This window comes from Pseudoalteromonas sp. SD03, assembly GCF_040937955.1.
Lineage (GTDB): Bacteria > Pseudomonadota > Gammaproteobacteria > Enterobacterales > Alteromonadaceae > Pseudoalteromonas > Pseudoalteromonas tetraodonis.
The window spans coordinates 108,186-124,949 of sequence record NZ_CP162515.1 but is presented as its reverse complement, the minus strand read 5'-3'; the positions used below and the strand labels follow the sequence as shown (position 1 = coordinate 124,949).

General features: G+C 40.1%; 15 protein-coding genes. All 15 read left to right on the top strand.

Going from position 1 to position 16,764, the window contains the following annotated elements; translation table 11 throughout:
* Positions 1 to 4: 4 nt before the first annotated feature.
* Positions 5 to 3,154, top strand: a complete 3,150-nt coding sequence (locus tag ABZP26_RS17015; protein WP_368485780.1) for an efflux RND transporter permease subunit — start codon at positions 5 to 7, stop codon at positions 3,152 to 3,154.
* Positions 3,147 to 4,559: a TolC family protein gene (locus ABZP26_RS17010; protein WP_368485779.1), complete on the top strand. Its 1,413-nt coding sequence runs from the start codon at positions 3,147 to 3,149 to the stop codon at positions 4,557 to 4,559. The genes ABZP26_RS17015 and ABZP26_RS17010 overlap by 8 nt, the downstream gene beginning before the upstream one ends.
* Before the next feature lie 8 nt (positions 4,560 to 4,567).
* Complete coding sequence (locus tag ABZP26_RS17005; RefSeq protein WP_368485778.1) at positions 4,568 to 5,593, top strand: zinc-binding dehydrogenase; 1,026 nt, start codon at positions 4,568 to 4,570, stop codon at positions 5,591 to 5,593.
* Between the two features lie 292 nt (positions 5,594 to 5,885).
* On the top strand, positions 5,886 to 8,141 hold the full coding sequence (locus ABZP26_RS17000) for an acyl-CoA dehydrogenase (protein ID WP_013463185.1): 2,256 nt from the start codon (positions 5,886 to 5,888) through the stop codon (positions 8,139 to 8,141).
* 322 nt (positions 8,142 to 8,463) lie between these two features.
* Complete coding sequence (locus ABZP26_RS16995) at positions 8,464 to 8,781, top strand: heavy metal-binding domain-containing protein (protein WP_008112402.1); 318 nt, start codon at positions 8,464 to 8,466, stop codon at positions 8,779 to 8,781.
* A gap of 239 nt (positions 8,782 to 9,020) precedes the next feature.
* Positions 9,021 to 9,725, top strand: coding sequence for a polysaccharide deacetylase family protein (locus ABZP26_RS16990; RefSeq protein ID WP_368485777.1), 705 nt, complete (start codon positions 9,021 to 9,023; stop codon positions 9,723 to 9,725).
* A gap of 119 nt (positions 9,726 to 9,844) precedes the next feature.
* Positions 9,845 to 10,357, top strand: coding sequence for a DUF4410 domain-containing protein (locus tag ABZP26_RS16985; protein ID WP_010388992.1), 513 nt, complete (start codon positions 9,845 to 9,847; stop codon positions 10,355 to 10,357).
* 113 nt (positions 10,358 to 10,470) lie between these two features.
* Positions 10,471 to 10,860, top strand: a complete 390-nt coding sequence (locus tag ABZP26_RS16980; RefSeq protein WP_368485886.1) for a hypothetical protein — start codon at positions 10,471 to 10,473, stop codon at positions 10,858 to 10,860.
* 138 nt (positions 10,861 to 10,998) lie between these two features.
* The gene (locus tag ABZP26_RS16975) at positions 10,999 to 11,385 is read left to right on the top strand and encodes a hypothetical protein (RefSeq protein WP_016899705.1); all 387 of its coding nucleotides are present in this window, start codon (positions 10,999 to 11,001) and stop codon (positions 11,383 to 11,385) included.
* A gap of 128 nt (positions 11,386 to 11,513) precedes the next feature.
* Complete coding sequence (locus ABZP26_RS16970) at positions 11,514 to 11,903, top strand: hypothetical protein (RefSeq protein WP_033104177.1); 390 nt, start codon at positions 11,514 to 11,516, stop codon at positions 11,901 to 11,903.
* 112 nt (positions 11,904 to 12,015) lie between these two features.
* On the top strand, positions 12,016 to 12,330 hold the full coding sequence (locus tag ABZP26_RS16965; RefSeq protein WP_008466158.1) for a hypothetical protein: 315 nt from the start codon (positions 12,016 to 12,018) through the stop codon (positions 12,328 to 12,330).
* Between the two features lie 109 nt (positions 12,331 to 12,439).
* Positions 12,440 to 13,546 carry a serine hydrolase gene (locus ABZP26_RS16960; RefSeq protein ID WP_024600909.1) on the top strand — a complete coding sequence of 369 codons (1,107 nt, stop codon included), beginning with the start codon at positions 12,440 to 12,442 and terminating at the stop codon, positions 13,544 to 13,546.
* 225 nt (positions 13,547 to 13,771) lie between these two features.
* Complete coding sequence (locus ABZP26_RS16955) at positions 13,772 to 14,734, top strand: kinase (RefSeq protein ID WP_368485776.1); 963 nt, start codon at positions 13,772 to 13,774, stop codon at positions 14,732 to 14,734.
* A 133-nt stretch (positions 14,735 to 14,867) separates the two neighbouring features.
* Positions 14,868 to 15,500 (top strand): uracil phosphoribosyltransferase, encoded by a 633-nt coding sequence (gene upp / locus ABZP26_RS16950; RefSeq protein WP_008115315.1) that lies wholly within the window; start codon positions 14,868 to 14,870, stop codon positions 15,498 to 15,500.
* 9 nt (positions 15,501 to 15,509) lie between these two features.
* Positions 15,510 to 16,748 (top strand): uracil-xanthine permease family protein, encoded by a 1,239-nt coding sequence (locus ABZP26_RS16945; RefSeq protein ID WP_368485775.1) that lies wholly within the window; start codon positions 15,510 to 15,512, stop codon positions 16,746 to 16,748.
* The last annotated feature ends 16 nt before the right edge of the window (positions 16,749 to 16,764 follow it).

The following is a 16,764-nucleotide window of genomic DNA, read 5'->3' as shown; positions in this document are numbered from 1 at the left end:
TTAGATGAAATTTTCACACTTTTTTATACAGCGACCGATTTTTGCGGCCATGCTGTCGTTGATTATTTTAATTGCAGGTAGCATTTCATTATTTCAGCTGCCTGTCAGTGAATACCCAGAAGTCGTACCACCAACAGTGGTTGTGACTGCAAGTTACCCAGGTGCGAACCCGACGGTTATTGCACAAACAGTGGCAACACCGCTTGAGCAAGAAATAAATGGCACCGAAAACATGCTGTATATGTTTTCACAAGCAACCAGTGACGGACGTATGACGCTCACGGTGACATTTGCGTTAGGCACTGATTTAGACCGTGCCCAAGTGCAAGTGCAAAACCGAGTAAATAGTGCGCTGCCGCGTTTGCCACAAGAAGTGCAACGTTTAGGGGTAGTTGCTGAAAAATCATCACCCGATTTAACCATGGTGGTGCATTTATATTCACCCCAAAACAGCCATGACACCGCGTATTTATCAAATTATGCCGATTTAAATATTAAAGATGAAATAGCGCGTTTACCTGGTGTGGGTGATATTCGTTTATTTGGTGGCGGTAAATATTCAATGCGAGTTTGGCTTAACCCCGATGCGCTAGCATCACGTGAGCTTACTGCAAGTGACGTGGTCAATGCACTACGCTCGCAAAATCAGCAAGTTGCAGCAGGTAGTTTAGGTGCGCAACCGATTTCAAATGACAGTCAGTTCCAAATTCTATTAAACGTCAAAGGACGCCTTAATAGCATTGAAGAGTTTAAACAAGTCATTATTAAAGTTGGGGAGCAAGGGCAGCTTACCCGTTTGTCAGACGTGGCACGTGTTGATTTAGGCCAAGATTCTTATGCATTGCGTGCTGAGCTTGATAATCAACCCGCTTTAGCGATGCCAATATTTCAACGTCCAGGGTCAAATGCCATTGAGCTCTCTGATCAGGTGCGTGAAACCATGGCACGTTTATCAAAAGACTTTCCTGCAGGTGTTGAATACGACATTGTTTATGATCCAACGGTATTTGTTCGTGGTTCAATTGATGCGGTGATCGCCACTTTACTCGAAGCAATCGTGCTGGTGGTGATTGTGGTTATTGTGTTCTTACAAACCTGGCGCGCGTCTATTATTCCGTTAATTGCGGTGCCTATTTCACTCATTGGTACCTTTGCAGTAATGCAGTGGCTTGGGGTGTCTATTAATACCTTATCGCTATTTGGTTTAGTACTGGCAATCGGTATCGTGGTTGATGACGCAATTGTGGTTGTAGAAAATGTTGAGCGAAACATAGAAGATGGCTTATCACCGCTTGAAGCCACCCGCGTGGCAATGACGGAAGTAACCGGCCCTATTATTGCGATTGCATTAGTATTATGTGCGGTATTTATTCCGACGGCTTTTATTACTGGGCTTTCAGGGCAGTTTTATAAACAATTTGCATTAACCATTACTATTTCAACGGTAATTTCGGCGTTTAACTCATTAACGCTGTCGCCAGCACTGGCCGCTTTATTGTTAAAATCACATGATGCCGAGCCTGATGCGTTTACCCGCGTGCTTAATAAATTATTTGGCCGTTGGTTATTTCAACCTTTTAACCGCGTGTTTGACCGTGGTGCTAAAGGGTATGAAAAGCTGGTACAAAAGCTTATTCGTATGAGTGTTGTGGTTATGGTTGCGTATATTGCTTTAGTTGGCGGTACGATTAAATTGTTTGATGCAGTACCGGGTGGCTTTATTCCACAACAAGATAAGCAATACTTAGTCGCTATTGCGCAGTTACCTGACGCTGCCAGTTTAGACCGTACAGAAGCGGTGGTAAAACAAATGCAGCAAATTGCATTAGAGGTCCCTGGGGTTGCGAACACGGTAGCGTTTCCTGGTCTTTCAGTGAATGGTTTTACTAATAGCCCAAATAGCGGCATCGTATTTACGCCACTGGCGCCTTTTGCAGAGCGTACTGATCCGAGTATGTCGGCTTCGGCTATTGCAGCGCAACTAAACCAACGTTTTGCGGTCATTGATGAAGCCTTTGTCGCTGTGTTTCCACCACCGCCAATTCAAGGCCTTGGCACTACAGGTGGCTTTAAATTGCAAATAGAAGATAGAGCTAACAAAGGCTTTGAAGCCTTATTTAACAGTTTGCAATCAGTGATTGCTGCGGCGCAAAAAGATCCAGCGTTAATGGGGCTGTATTCAAGCTTTAGAATTCAAGTACCACAAATGGATATTGATATTGACCGTGAGCAAGCGCTTATTCAAGGCATTCCATTAGATGAAGTGTTTAACTCGTTGCAAATTTATTTAGGCTCAGTGTATGTAAACGACTTTAATTTGTTTGGTCGTACTTATCAGGTTAATGCCCAAGCTGATGCTGATTTTAGGGTAGACCCAGAGCAAATACTAAACCTAAAAGTGCGTAATCGTGCCGGTAATATGGTGCCACTAGGCTCAGTATTAACGGTAACGCCTACTATTGGTCCTGATCGTGTAATGCATTACAACGGCTACCCAAGTGCAGAGCTTAATGGCAGCCCAGCGCCTGGTTATAGTTCTGATCAAGCGCAATTGGCGATTGAAGCTGTACTAGCAAAAACATTGCCTACTGGCATTGAATATGAGTGGACTGAGGTAACGTACCAGCAAGTATTAGCCGGTAATACCATGGTGTATGTATTCCCTCTGGTTGTATTGCTGGTGTTTATGGTACTGGCCGCACAGTATGAAAGCTTACGTTTACCACTGGCCATTATTTTAATTGTACCTATGACTATTTTCTCAGCGTTATTAGGGGTGTGGTTTGTAGGTTCAGACAACAACATATTTACCCAAATAGCGTTGATTGTACTGGTCGCATTGGCTTCTAAAAATGCCATCCTTATGGTGGAATTTGCTAAAGATAAGCATGACACTGGGTTATCGCACCTTGAGGCGATGTTAGCGGCGTGTCGATTACGTTTACGCCCAATTTTAATGACATCAATTGCCTTTACCGCAGGTGTTATACCGCTTGTATTGGCAACCGGTGCTGGAGCAGAAATGCGTCATGCCATGGGTAATGCGGTGTTCTCGGGTATGATTGGTGTAACTGTGTTTGGACTATTATTTACACCGGTGTTTTATATGCTGGTGGTAAAAAAGTCGCGCGTTGAGGAGTCTTCACATGACTAAATTTAACCTAAGCGCCCTTAAATTATCGCCATGGCTGAGTTCTGTATTAGCGGTTGCTGTGTTATCAGGTTGTGCGAGTAAAATTGACACAGCCGCTCAGCAACAACAGGTTAATGAGTTTGTTGCCAAGGCAATATCTGCAGAGCAATTTATGGGTGAAGATGAGCAAAACTGGTGGCACAAGCTGGGCTCAGCGCAGCTAAACCAACTGGTGAGCAACGCATTGGCTAATAATTACGACTTACAAACTAGTCAGCTGGTATTAAAAAGCGCTTTGGCGCGTATTGGCGAGCAACAAGCGCAATACTTACCGCAAGGAGGTATTGAGATTGGTGCAAAGCGAAGCGGGCTAGGCAATACCAATAGCCGACAATCAAGTGCGAATGTAGCACTTGATTGGCAGCTCGACTTATTTGGTCGAATTACTGCGTTAGTCGATGCCGCGAATTCACAAGCAATGAGCCAAGCTGAGCAAGTTAGGTTATTGCAAATTGAAGTGGTGTCGGCTGTGGTTAAAGGCTTTGTGAGTTATCAAGGTAATCTGCAAAAGCAGCAAATTATTGAGATGCAAATAGAAGCGCTTGAACAAAGCATTCAGGTGCTACAGGCCCAAGTTGATGAAGGTGTGGCTAATGAGCTCGACTTAAACCGCACTATGGCGCAACTTAGACAGCAGCAAGCCTTGGTGCCGGCAATTGAATATGCCAAGTACCGTGACTTATCTACTTTGGCCGTATTAAGCGCGCAAACTACGCAATCACTGAGTATTAATGATGAACGTACTATATTAACTAAGGCTTTTGCGGTGTCATTGGCAAAGCCTAATGATGCAATAGCATTAAGACCTGATATAAGTCGTGCTTTATTTGATTTTAGCCAAGCAAATAGCCTGAGTGTAGCAGCCAGCAAAGCTTTATTGCCGGATATTAGCTTAAGCGGCTTTGCAGGCGTGTTAAGTTTAGGGAGCAACGGTTTTAGTGATACCCAGCAGCAATGGCAAGTAGCGCCGCAATTGCAGTGGTCATTATTAAGTTACCCTGCGCTTTTAGCACAACGCGATGCGCAGCAGTTTTTAAGCCAAGCGGCGTATACTGACTACCAACAAGTGGTATTAAAAGCGATTAACGAGAGTGAACTTTCTCTGCAATTATTGGTCAATCAAGCACAGCAATCGCGCTTTGCTGATGAGCGTTATCAATTTGCTAATAATGCATTTTTACAAGCACAAGCAATGTACGAAGAAGGGCAAATTCCTTACTTAGAGTTGTTAGATGCGCGTCAGGATGTTTTAATAGCGCAAGAAAATGCCGTTGATTCAACTATTTCATCGCTACTTGCTAAAGTAAATGCCTACCAGTCATTTAATGGGCGATGGAGTTACGCGTTAAGTAATACTTACAAGTAGAGTTTTTGATGCCTAATACTGCAGATACAAACCCAAATACTATTCCTACATTCATGCGCTCTATTGTGTTAAACGAGCCTAATGAGGATATTAACTTATCGGATACTCAGTTACCTGTGCCTCAGTGCACAGGGAATGAGCTATTAGTAAAAGTAGAGTACGTTGGTTTAAACCCAGTGGATGCACAATTTGCCAAGTCTGGCTTTTGTACGTGGCAATACCCGCATGTTTTAGGCTTGGATGCAGTGGGGACAGTGGTTAAAGCGGGTAAAGGTATTTTTCCGGGGGTAGGGGAGCGTGTTATGTGGCACGCCAGCGTAGGTGAGCAAGGGGTACTGAGCGAATACGCAAAAGTGCCTAATTATGCGGTGTCTATCATTCCTCAGCAATTAGCCAGTGACAAAGCTGCAACTTTACCCTGCGCCGGAATGGCGGCATTGATCAGCTTAGATAAACTATCAGTAACTGAGGGCGATACACTTTTTGTTGAAGGTGGTGCTGGCGCTGTAGGGCAATTTGCTATTCAGTTTGCCAAGCAGCGCGGTGCAGATGTATTTACCACCGCCTCTAAGCGCAATCATAAGTTAGTTAAGCAACTCGGCGCCGATGTGGTCTTTGATTACAACGATAAAGCCTTATGTGACAAAATTCGTCGAGAGTTAGGTCCACAAGGGTTTGACGCTGTTATTGATATTATGGGTGGGGAATCGACCATTCAAAATATCGAACTAATGCGTTTTTGTGGTCGTATTGCTTGTTTAAATCCACTCCCTAACTTCGAACAGCAGCTAATGTATCGGCGTGCGCCTAATATTAGTATTGTCTCCTTAGGAGGTGCGTGGCTAGCTAACAGCTTATGTGCGCAGCAGCGGATGAGTTTCATGGGTAATTTGTTGCTTGAAACGGTAGCAAATGGCGAGATAACTCCTCCAAAAGTTTTAGCTGTTGATTTTAATGCAAACGCTGTTTCGGCTGCACTAAATAACCAGTTAGCAGGTGGTTTTACTGGCAAACAGGTAGTTAAAATAAGTTAGACTCGATTTAATCTCTCGCTTTTAAAAAACGCAGCTTAATTTTAAGCTGCGTTTTTTTGTTTTTAGCCTCTCCTAAAACAGGCTTTTATTGCCTTAGTGGTCTGAATTATTAATTTTTTAACAAAAAAATTAATTTTCAGCGTACAAGTGTAAGGCTTTCTATTTCAACAGTTTACGTTCAGGTAAAGAAAATAAATTGCAAAAACTGTTAATTAATTGAATAGAGTAATTGATCTAAAGCGATTTTTATGACGTAATGTAGGTATTATTTATCTGGTCGGATGAGTTCGTTATGAGTTTACGTACAAAATTAAAAAAAGTATTACCAAGCATTTCAGTTACTGAGCAAGAAGCGCTAGACGCTGGCGATGTATGGCTAGAAGGGTCTATCTATCGAGGTAAACCAGATTTCAGCGCGCTACGCGATGTACCTGCGGCAAAATTAACCGCAGACGAGCAAGCGTTTCTAGACGGCCCAGTACAAGAACTACTTGGCATGATTGATGATTCAGTCATTCAAAATGGTATTCATTTACCAAACGACATTTTAGAGTTTTTGAAAAAAGAGCGTTTCTTCTCGCTGATCATCCCTAAATCGTTTGGCGGTTTAGAGTTCAGCCCATACGCTAACTCAACAATTGTAGGTACTATTGCAACGAAAAGTTCAGCTGTTGCAGTAACTGTAATGGTACCAAACTCGTTAGGCCCAGGTGAGTTATTACTTCACTTTGGTACAGAGGAGCAACAAGCACATTACTTACCACGTTTAGCAAATGGTACAGACATTCCATGTTTTGCATTAACCAGCCCAGAAGCAGGTTCTGATGCCGGCGGTATTCCTGATGTAGGTACTGTAACTAAAGGCATGTACAACGGCGAAGAAGTACTTGGCCTAGAAATTACATGGGACAAGCGCTACATTACACTCGCACCAATTGCTACTGTACTTGGTTTAGCGTTTAAAGTAGTTGACCCTGATGGTTTATTGGGTGGCAAAGAAAACCTAGGTATTACTTGTGCACTTATTCCAAAAGAGCACCCAGGCGTAGAGCTTGGTAACCGTCATGATCCTATGGGTATCCGTTTTTACAACGGTACTACACGTGGTAACAAAGTATTTGTACCAATGGACTTTATTATCGGTGGTCAGAAAAACATCGGTCGCGGTTGGCAAATGCTAGTTAGCTGTTTAGGCGCAGGGCGTGGTATTTCATTACCAGCATTGGGTGTAAGTACAGCACAAGTTGCATTTAAATCAGCATCTGAATACGCAGCAGTGCGTGAACAGTTTGGTTTATCAATTGGTCAATTTGAAGGTATTCAAGAAAAGCTAGCTGACATTGCAGGTAAAACATACCTACAAGAAGCAATGCGAGTACTTACAACTGAAGGTTTAGGCATGGGCTTAAAACCATCGGTAGTGACTGCAATCGCTAAATACCATATGACAGAGCTTGGTCGTGATGTACTTGATTCAGCAATGGATATTCAAGCAGGTAAAGCGATTCAAAACGGTCCACAAAATACATTAGCGAGTGGTTATGTAGCGCAGCCAATTGCCATTACGGTAGAGGGTGCGAACATTCTTACTCGTAACCTGATGATCTTTGGCCAAGGTGTTATGCGTTGTCACCCATACTTACAATCTATGGTTGAGTCTATCCACAGCGATGACAAAAACGCAGATGCAGAATTTAACGGTATTTTACGTAAAACAATTGGCTACAGCACAGCAAATAGCTTACGTGCATTCCGTTTAGGTGTATTACCGTTTACTGCTGGTGCAAACTCAGCACTACCAGAAGTACGTGACTACGAAAAAGCAGTACATAAACTATCAGCTAAATTAGCTGTGTATGCTGACTTCTCGTTACTAGTACTAGGCGGTAAATTAAAGCAAGCTGAAATGCTTTCAGCACGCTTAGGCGATGTAATGAGCTTCTTATATGCAGCTATGGCATCTATTAAGTATTACGAGCAAAAAGTAGCAAGTAGTGAGCGCGAGCAAGCGGCTCCTTACTTCCATTATGCGACTCGTTTTGCATTACAAAGTGCTGAAGAAGCATTGCACAAGTTCCTAGATAACTTCCCTGCAAGTGGTACTCGTAAGTTCATTCGTTTCATTACTATGAATTACTCAACTAAAATGCCAAAAATCAGCGATGATTTAATTCGTGAATTAGCGAAACAAGCTCAGCTTGATACAGCATTTAAAGCGCAAATTACCCATTTAGTTAAGCCAATTGAAGGTGATGGTCATCACATCAACGAGCAAGCTTACAAAGCTAAAATGGCATCACTTGAGTTATTAGCAAAAGTGAAAAAAGCGCTACGTGCTAAAACCTTTAAGCCGGGTACGCGTTTTTCAATCACGCTTGAAAATGCACTTGCTGCAAAAGTAATTAACGACGCTGAATTTGTTCAGTTAAGTGATTACAACAAAAAGCGTGAAAAAGCGATTCGTGTTGATGAGTTCGACTTCGATATGAACATTCTAGACGACAACGCACAGCCAGTTAATCCGCTTAAAAGCGTGGTTAACCAATAAAATTCAATAATGCAAAGCGCCTGCAGTTTAGGCGCTTTTATTGATACAAAATTAGTGTGGAGTCCTGCTTGAGTAATATCAAGCGGGGCTTTTTTATGGGTGTAATTTAAGCCCATAACTAATGCGACTAATTTAATGGTACAGAACATTATTAAACGTTGTTTTAGTGTATTTTAACAATGGGTGGTAAATAAGTTACGTAATTACTTGTTTACATTAGAGTTGTTTAGTGGAATTATTGAGCGTATATAATATACGCTGTTTTGAGGGTTATAACTCCCAAAGTGGTGTTTAATGAGCTGTTATGTTTTAGGGAAAAATTATGATTTATACGACAACGGAAACTGTTCCTGGCAAGGAAATCGAAGCTGTATTGGGAATCGTCAATGGCAACATGGTTCAGTCTAAACATGTTGGTCGAGATATCATGGCTGGTTTAAAAGGGATTGTGGGTGGCGAACTCAAAGGCTATACCGAGATGTTGATGGAAGCTCGAAATGTAGCGGTAGAACGATTAATAGAAGATGCAAAAAAGTTAAATGCCGATGCAATAGTAGGAATACGATTTACAACTAGCTCAGTTACTGATGGTGCATCAGAAATATTAGTGTTTGGCACAGCAGTTAAACTTCGAACATAACAAACAATTTAAGCAGATTCGCAACACGTGGCATTTTGGTGCTTTCTTTCAAAGCCAAGAAATGAGGACGCTTTCCTCTTTTCTGCACTGTATTAAAAGAACAGCCTTACTAAAAGTTTTAAGCTGGCAATGAGTTAACTTATTTGTTAAAAAGAAATTAATAAATATATTAGTGGGGCGCTGGCAGAGATATGCGCGATGAGCACACTATAAAATTGTTATGCGCAAATGGAGTCTGCATGAGTAAAATAATCAAACTATCAGCATTAGTGCTGATCATATTTATTGCTTTATGGCAGCTGAGTAAGAATGAAAAATTTCAATTTTTTGGTAACCTTATAGATCGAGTAGAAACAACTGAAAAAGTAGTCGCATTAACTTTTGATGATGGTCCGACCAGACTTAAAACAAAAGAAATTCTCCAAATCCTAGATGAATCAGAAATTAAAGCTACATTTTACCTAGTCGGCAAAGCTATAGAAGAAAACATTCAAGAAACAAAAAATATCATTGATAAAGGTCATGAAGTTGGAAACCATTCATATACTCATCAACGTATGGTTTTGAAAAGTTATAACTTTGTTGCAGATGAGCTAGAAAAAACTAATGAGTTAATTACAGAGGCAGGTTATAAAGGTGAAATACATTTTAGACCACCTTATGGTAAAAAATTGTTTTCGCTACCTTATTATCTAAATAATAATAATATAACTACCGTTACGTGGGATGTGGAGCCTGAAACTTATTTAGATAAAAATGCTAGTGCAAGTGATATATCCGATTACGTTGTCCAAAATACTAAGCCAGGGTCAATTATTCTTTTACATGTAATGTTTAAATCTAGAGGTAATTCAATGGCTGCGGTACCTTTAATTGTTCAGCAGTTAAAAGATAAAGGTTATCGCTATGTTACAGTATCTGAATTAATAGGCAGTAGCGCATAACAAGGTGCTTAAAAGGACTAAAACAGTTTGCTCGTTTTTTGCAAAGTACCGCAAAAAAGCCAACCAACCATTTTAGCCTCTTAGCAAAGCGTTAGCTATTCAAGGAAATTTAGCATTCAATGAAAAACTTTATTTTAATCATCTTAGTAAGCTTAATTGCGGGTTGTGCTGCAAACATTAAGCAATCAGTAAAAACATCGAACATGCAGCAAGGAGCCATACCAAATAGTATATCAGTAGCTATATCCTCATCTAATTCAATCTCTAAAAGTAGAGATTTAACTAAAAGTATCACTGAACTTAATACATTAATAACTACAGATTACAAAGGTAATTTGATACCAAGCAACTCATCTAATCAGGCTGATATCTCCGTGGAAATAACAATAGAGCATTTTCGTTATGTTTCAGGGTTTGGTCGATTTATGGCAGGTGTAATGGTAGGTGATGCCGAATTGATGCTAAACGTTAAGCTCGTAGACCTATCCACAAACCAAATAGTTAGTGAATCGCAACTAGACACTCGTTCAGAGTTTAGTGAAGGAATATTCGGTGCTACAACTTCTAGACAGTTAGAAGCTATGTCTAAAAAGATAGTTGATATCATCAATTCAAGTGCAAAGAATAGCTAACAAGCAATCAGGCAGGAACAAATGCTCGTTGGCCAAACAAACGGCCAAAGCGCTTCCATTAGCCCTGTTGCAAGATGTTATATGAAATTAGGAGAAGATTTGTGTTGAAAAGGATGTCTTGGATATTGCTGGTTTTTACATTTTGTGCCCATTCGGGTGAAGAGGTACTTTCCATTGATAGAGTTGTACCTAATAGTTTTGATTTGGCCTTCCCAAATGAATCAAACATTCAGCCAGAGCAGAGTGATTTTAGTGTAAATAATTTTGTATTAATGAGTAATGATTCTGGTGAGCGTTGGGCGGTAGTAACCTTGACTAATATGGCATCAGGTCGACGAAGTCTAACTAGTAAACACCTAATGGCTATCGTTGCAGATGGGCAGCGAATTGCGCCATTGGAGTTTTTACAATCATTCAAAGCAGATGAGACACTATCGCTAACTATCAACTTTGGTGAAAGTAAGTTTCCTTTGCTATCAATATATTCAAGGTCTGGCAAATAACAAAACCATCAATGCACTCGCAGGCTCGTTGGATATCAAAACTATACGGCGATTGAGTTTGGTGCTCTGCATAATTTAACCAAATCGCCGTTACGTTTTTGTGCCCTATATGCGGGCTTATATGCACAAGGAGGCAAAGTGAATATCAGACATATTTTATTACTCGTTATCATCTTATTTATATCTGGTTGCACCACGTCAGGTCAGCTTTATTATGTTGATACTAAAGGTAATGAGAAACTTGGTTGTGATGTAGAATTTGTAGGTATGCCAAGAGTTGATAAATTTGCTGTTGAATATGCTTTAAGCCTTTGCGCTAAAAGCATTGTCAAAAAAGGGGGCGTGATTCAGGAAGAACACCTTTTAATGGTTGATACAACCATTCCATTAGCCCCATGTGAAAAGGCTTGGACTCACGAATTAGCTAAGCAACAATATCAGGCTAAAAAGTTAACTAAGAAAGAGTATGGCTATATTGTTGCAAATATAGATTTAGGTTTAGCAACGGTCAACAAGTGCACATAACAGGCGCTTTGAGCGCGGAACTGCTAACAGTTGACTCAGTTTCGCTTCGTTACACATTTTAGCCAACAATTATCAGCCCATTATCCGGGCTTTAGGTTTTCATCAAAATATGGAGTTTTATTTTAATTATGGAAGAATCAGTTCAAGTCGAAAATAATGAAGATAGTATAAAGAAATCTCGAAGTGTAGAAAAAAATAAAATCCAAAATGAAACTATTACAACAGAGCTACATTTTGAGTTGTTAAAACAGTATGCATGGCTATCATCAGCAATAATAGGTGCTGTTGTTATACTTATTCAATTAAAAGTACTTACCTTTGGCTCAAAGGTTTATATTCCTTTAGGTTGTTTTTGTTTTTCAATTCTTAACTCTTTAATTGCTCAAGACTATATAGTTGAGTCATTAACAAAAGGTAAAACTATTTATGATATCTCAAAAAAAGTATATATATTGCGCAACTTCTCTATATTTGGTTTAGGGCTTGGCGTAGGGTTACTTGCTAATAGCTTTATTTAGTCAACAAACACATTAAGCAGAATAAAACAGTTGGCTTTTGTTCCTGCGTCTCTAATTTTGCCAGCTATTGTATTGCCTTTTTTGGGGCGTTAAATACCTAAATGGAGTTTAGATGAATATTCAAGTTTTTAGACCAAAACAATTTGTAGATATGGCGAGAGACTATAAGTTGTTTGCGGATGACGTAGAAGTTGCCACTATAAAAAGAGGGGTTACGCAAACAGTAAACATCCCTGATTCAACTAAAACTATTCAAGCGAAAATAGATTGGTGTTCAAGCCAAACTTTTCCTGTAGCCTCAATTACTGACAAAGGAATTATTATTAAAAATTCTTTTGGTAGTAATATATTCAAATTGCTTTTTTTAACTATTTATTATGTCAGTTTCGGTAAAAGCAAATACTTATCGGTAACAAACGGTATTTAGTAAGAATATTCAAACGAAAAAAAACCGTTGGCTGTTTTCACACTGTTTAATATTTTAGCCAACTATTTCAAGTCTGTTTATATTGGCGTTTTACGAACTAAGGAAAGTTATGATTAAATCAATACTGATAATATTTACATTGTTTTTAGCTAGTCTTGCTACCGCTGAAGAGTTTACTGATGTGTCTGAGATCACAGAGCGCTTGGAAGATGACATACCAAAGATTTTAGATAAACACAAAGCTCCTGGTGTTGCACTTGCATTTGTCAATGGAAATAGAGTTCTAGAGTTTCGATCCTATGGTTTTGCCGACGTAGCAGCCAAAACTGAGATTACCCAAAGCACAATGTTTAACGTAGGGTCTATTTCTAAGCTGGTTACTGTTTGGGGAGTAATGCAACTTGTAGCTCAAGGCAAAGTCGATTTAGATGCGCCAATAAACCAATACCTCAAACGTTGGCAGATCCCTAAGTCTGAGTTTAACGCAAAAAAAGTAACATTGAGAAATATCTTATCTCACACTTCAGGCTTGTCACTTGGCCCATATACAGGCTGGGAGTCTCCAGAAAAGTTAACATCTATAGTTGACTCACTAAATGGCAATAACAATGGCGCCGGATCTGTTGAACTTATTCATGTGCCCGATACAAAATGGTCTTATTCTGGTGGTGGGTATTCAGTGGTGCAACTTTTAATTGAAGATGTGTCAGGCATGGCATTTGAAGACTATATGCAGCAATACGTGTTTAAGCCTCTAAATATGAAGGATTCTACTTTTAACATTACTAAAAAAGTTATCAAAAAGTCGGCAACACCTTACGATAATTCCGGCAAAGTCACGGGCATGGTTTATTTTAATGAGAAAGCAGCTGCTGGTTTACAGACAACGCCAATAGACTTAGCACGCTTTAATATGGCTGTGTTGCGCAACAACGATGGTGATTATAATGGTTTAGGGTTGCTACCAGAAAAATTAATTGATCTGATGATAAAGCCCGCGCCAAACACTAATGGGCGCTGGAGTATGAGCTATGTTGTTGACGCAAAGAATAGCAGTCTTGGCTTTGCTGGATTTAATCGTGGTTGGGTCTCGCTATCACGCTCTATCACTGACCTTAACTTTGGTTATGTGATTTTAAGTAATAGTAGTATTGGCGCAGTGAATAATGACATTGATAGTCTTATCCTTTCTATTGTTAAACAAAGCCATAACTAAAATGGATACAACAAAGTATTTCAGCGGGTAAAGCGCTCAATTCGACGATAAGTTTGTAGTGGCATAGTTAATTTTGCCACCCATTCAAAAACTAGCATTCGTTTTTTACATACAGGGTTGTGTAAAACCATATGGATTTATTTATTAAGAGCTTTGTTTTAAGACCTGTTATTAAAAACACCGTCTAATGTTAAACTAACTAAAATTTAGCAACCTAATTTGGCTATGTCTTTTTATCTTTCGTTACTTACCCCGCATTTTCAACGTATAGCTATTGGCGAAACCCTAACCTCACTTTGGAGCGGCTGCGGCCATATTGTGAAGTGTCAGCTTGATGAGCAAGCCTGTGTAATTAAAGCGATTAAAGTACCCGATCACATTAATCATTCTAAAATTAAACAAAGTGCGTTTGCGCTTAATAGAAAGCGTGACTCTTACCACGTTGAATATACGTTTTATAAGCAATTTAGCCATAAACTGCCCAAGCAAGCGGCAGCTATTGAATGCATTAAAGCAATCAACAAAGGCGATGAATTTGCCTTGGTGTTTAAAGATTTTTCAAAGCTGGGATACACCCAAGCAACCACCGAGAATATAAAAGCCATATTAAAGTGGTTGGCACATTTTCATGCCTTTCATTTAAATGCCTTTCATTTAAATACAAAGTTTGATGGCTTATGGCCGCAAGGAAGTTATTGGCATTTAGATACACGCCCTGATGAATTTAATAACTTGCCTGAAAAGTCCGATATTAAACAGGCAGCTACTCAATTAAATAACGCGTTAAAACAATGTGACTACCAAACGTTAATTCATGGTGATGCCAAGCTTGCTAATTTTGCCGCTAATAGCCAAGGGCATATACTCGGTTATGACTTTCAATATGTGGGTGCGGGTGTTGGGGTGGTAGATGTTATGTATTTTATGACCAGTTGTTTGGACGATTCTGAGCTTCACAAACACGCACAAACTTACCTCGGTTATTATTTTAGCCAGTTTAAAAACGCACTCAGTCACTACCAACCAGCAGTGAATGCGGATGACGTTATTGCACAATGGGCTCATTTATGGCCGGTGGCGTGGGCAGACTTTTATCGGTTTTTACTTGGGTGGAGCCCCGAGCACAAAAAAATTAACGGCTACATGCAAGCCCAGGTAAATAATTGGTTAGCCAGTAACAACTCATAAACACAAAAAGTTGAACAGTTATGGCTAAATTAAATATTTTGGCACGAACTATGAAATCAGGGCTAAAATTAACAGTCAAACGGCCTGTTTTAATATAAAATACGTCAAATTTTTTATCACTAGGTTTATTACTATGGCTATTCACGTTATTTCTCACCCCCTTGTTCAACATAAGTTAGGTTTAATGCGCGCGCATGGAATTAGCACGAAAAGTTTTCGAGAGTTGTGTTCAGAAGTTGGCACATTATTAACTTACGAAGCCACTAAAAACCTAGAATTAGAAGATAACGAAATTACAGGTTGGGACGGTAATAAACTTAAAGTTGAGCATATTAAAGGTAAAAAAATTACCGTTGTGCCAATTTTACGCGCAGGCCTTGGGATGATGGACGGCGTAATGCAATTACTCCCAGCGGCTAAAGTGAGTGTAGTGGGTTTAGAGCGTAACGAAGAAACACTTGAGCCAGTACCTTATTTTGAAAAGCTAGTAGGTAATATTGATGAGCGTTTGAGCTTAGTGATTGACCCTATGCTGGCTACTGGTGGCTCCATGATCGCCACTATCGATATGCTTAAAAAAGCAGGCTGTAAAGAAATTAAAGTAATCGTACTGGTTGCTGCACCTGAAGGCGTTGAAAAAACATTAGCCGCTCACCCAGATGTAGAGATTTTTACTGCCTCAGTTGATAGCCACCTCAATGAAAAAGGCTATATTATCCCAGGATTAGGGGATGCAGGTGATAAAATTTTCGGTACGGTTTACTAGGGTTTAGCAGTGCAAAATAATTCTACGTTTTCAATAAAAACCATTTTAACGGGTGCCCAAATGCTATTTGTAGCGTTTGGTGCGCTGGTATTAGTGCCTATTTTAACGGGTCTCGATCCGAGTGTTGCCTTGTTTACCGCAGGTTTAGGTACTTTGTTGTTTCAATTTGTCACTAAAGGCCAAGTGCCTATCTTTTTAGCCTCGTCATTTGCGTTTATTGCACCTATTATTGCCTCAGTGCAAATGTGGGGAATACCCGCCACTATGGGCGGCTTAATGGCAGCGGGCTTTACTTATATGCTGTTGAGTTTATTGGTGAAGTTTAAAGGCACAAAAACCTTACATAAAATTTTGCCGCCAATTGTGGTCGGCCCAGTCATTATGGTGATTGGCCTCGCACTCGCGCCAGCTGCGGTTAATATGGCCATGGGTAAAAGTGGCGATGGTGGTACACAAATTATTGCCTACGACAGTGCCATTATTATCTCTATGTTCTCATTACTAGTAACTTTAGTGTTTGCCGTGTGGGGCAAAGGAGTATTTAAACTGATCCCTATTTTAGCCGGTGTTGTTGCCGGTTACACGCTATCGTTATTTATGGGTGTAGTACAGTTTGAAACAGTCAGTAATGCACAGTGGTTGGCAGTGCCTAACTTTGTACTGCCAGAGTTTAAATGGCAAGCCATTTTGTTTATGGTGCCGGTGGCAATTGCGCCTGCTATTGAACACATTGGCGACATGATGGCAATTAGCCAAGTTACAAAAAAAGACTATTTGAAAAAGCCAGGGCTACATCGCACTTTATTTGGTGATGGGTTAGCCACGTCTGCTGCGTCATTATTTGGCGGCCCACCTAACACCACTTACTCAGAGGTAACCGGTGCGGTAATGCTAACTAAAAACTTTAACCCTAAAGTGATGATGTGGACTGCCATTATTGCAATTTGTTTAGCGTTTGTGGCTAAAATGGGCGCGGGTTTGCAAACCATTCCGGTCCCTGTAATGGGCGGCATAATGATTTTATTATTTGGCTCTATTGCCGTTATTGGCTTAAATACCTTAGTTAAATCGGGCGATGACTTAAGCGACCCACGCAATTTAAGTATTGTGGCGCTTATTTTAATTTGCGGTATTGGTGGTATGCACATTGGTAGCAGCCAGTTCAGCCTTGAAGGTGTGAGCTTATGCGCTGTTTTAGGCATAGTATTAAATTTAGTATTCCCAAAAGCACAGAGCAACGAGAATTAAATTTGCACTGTGGTTA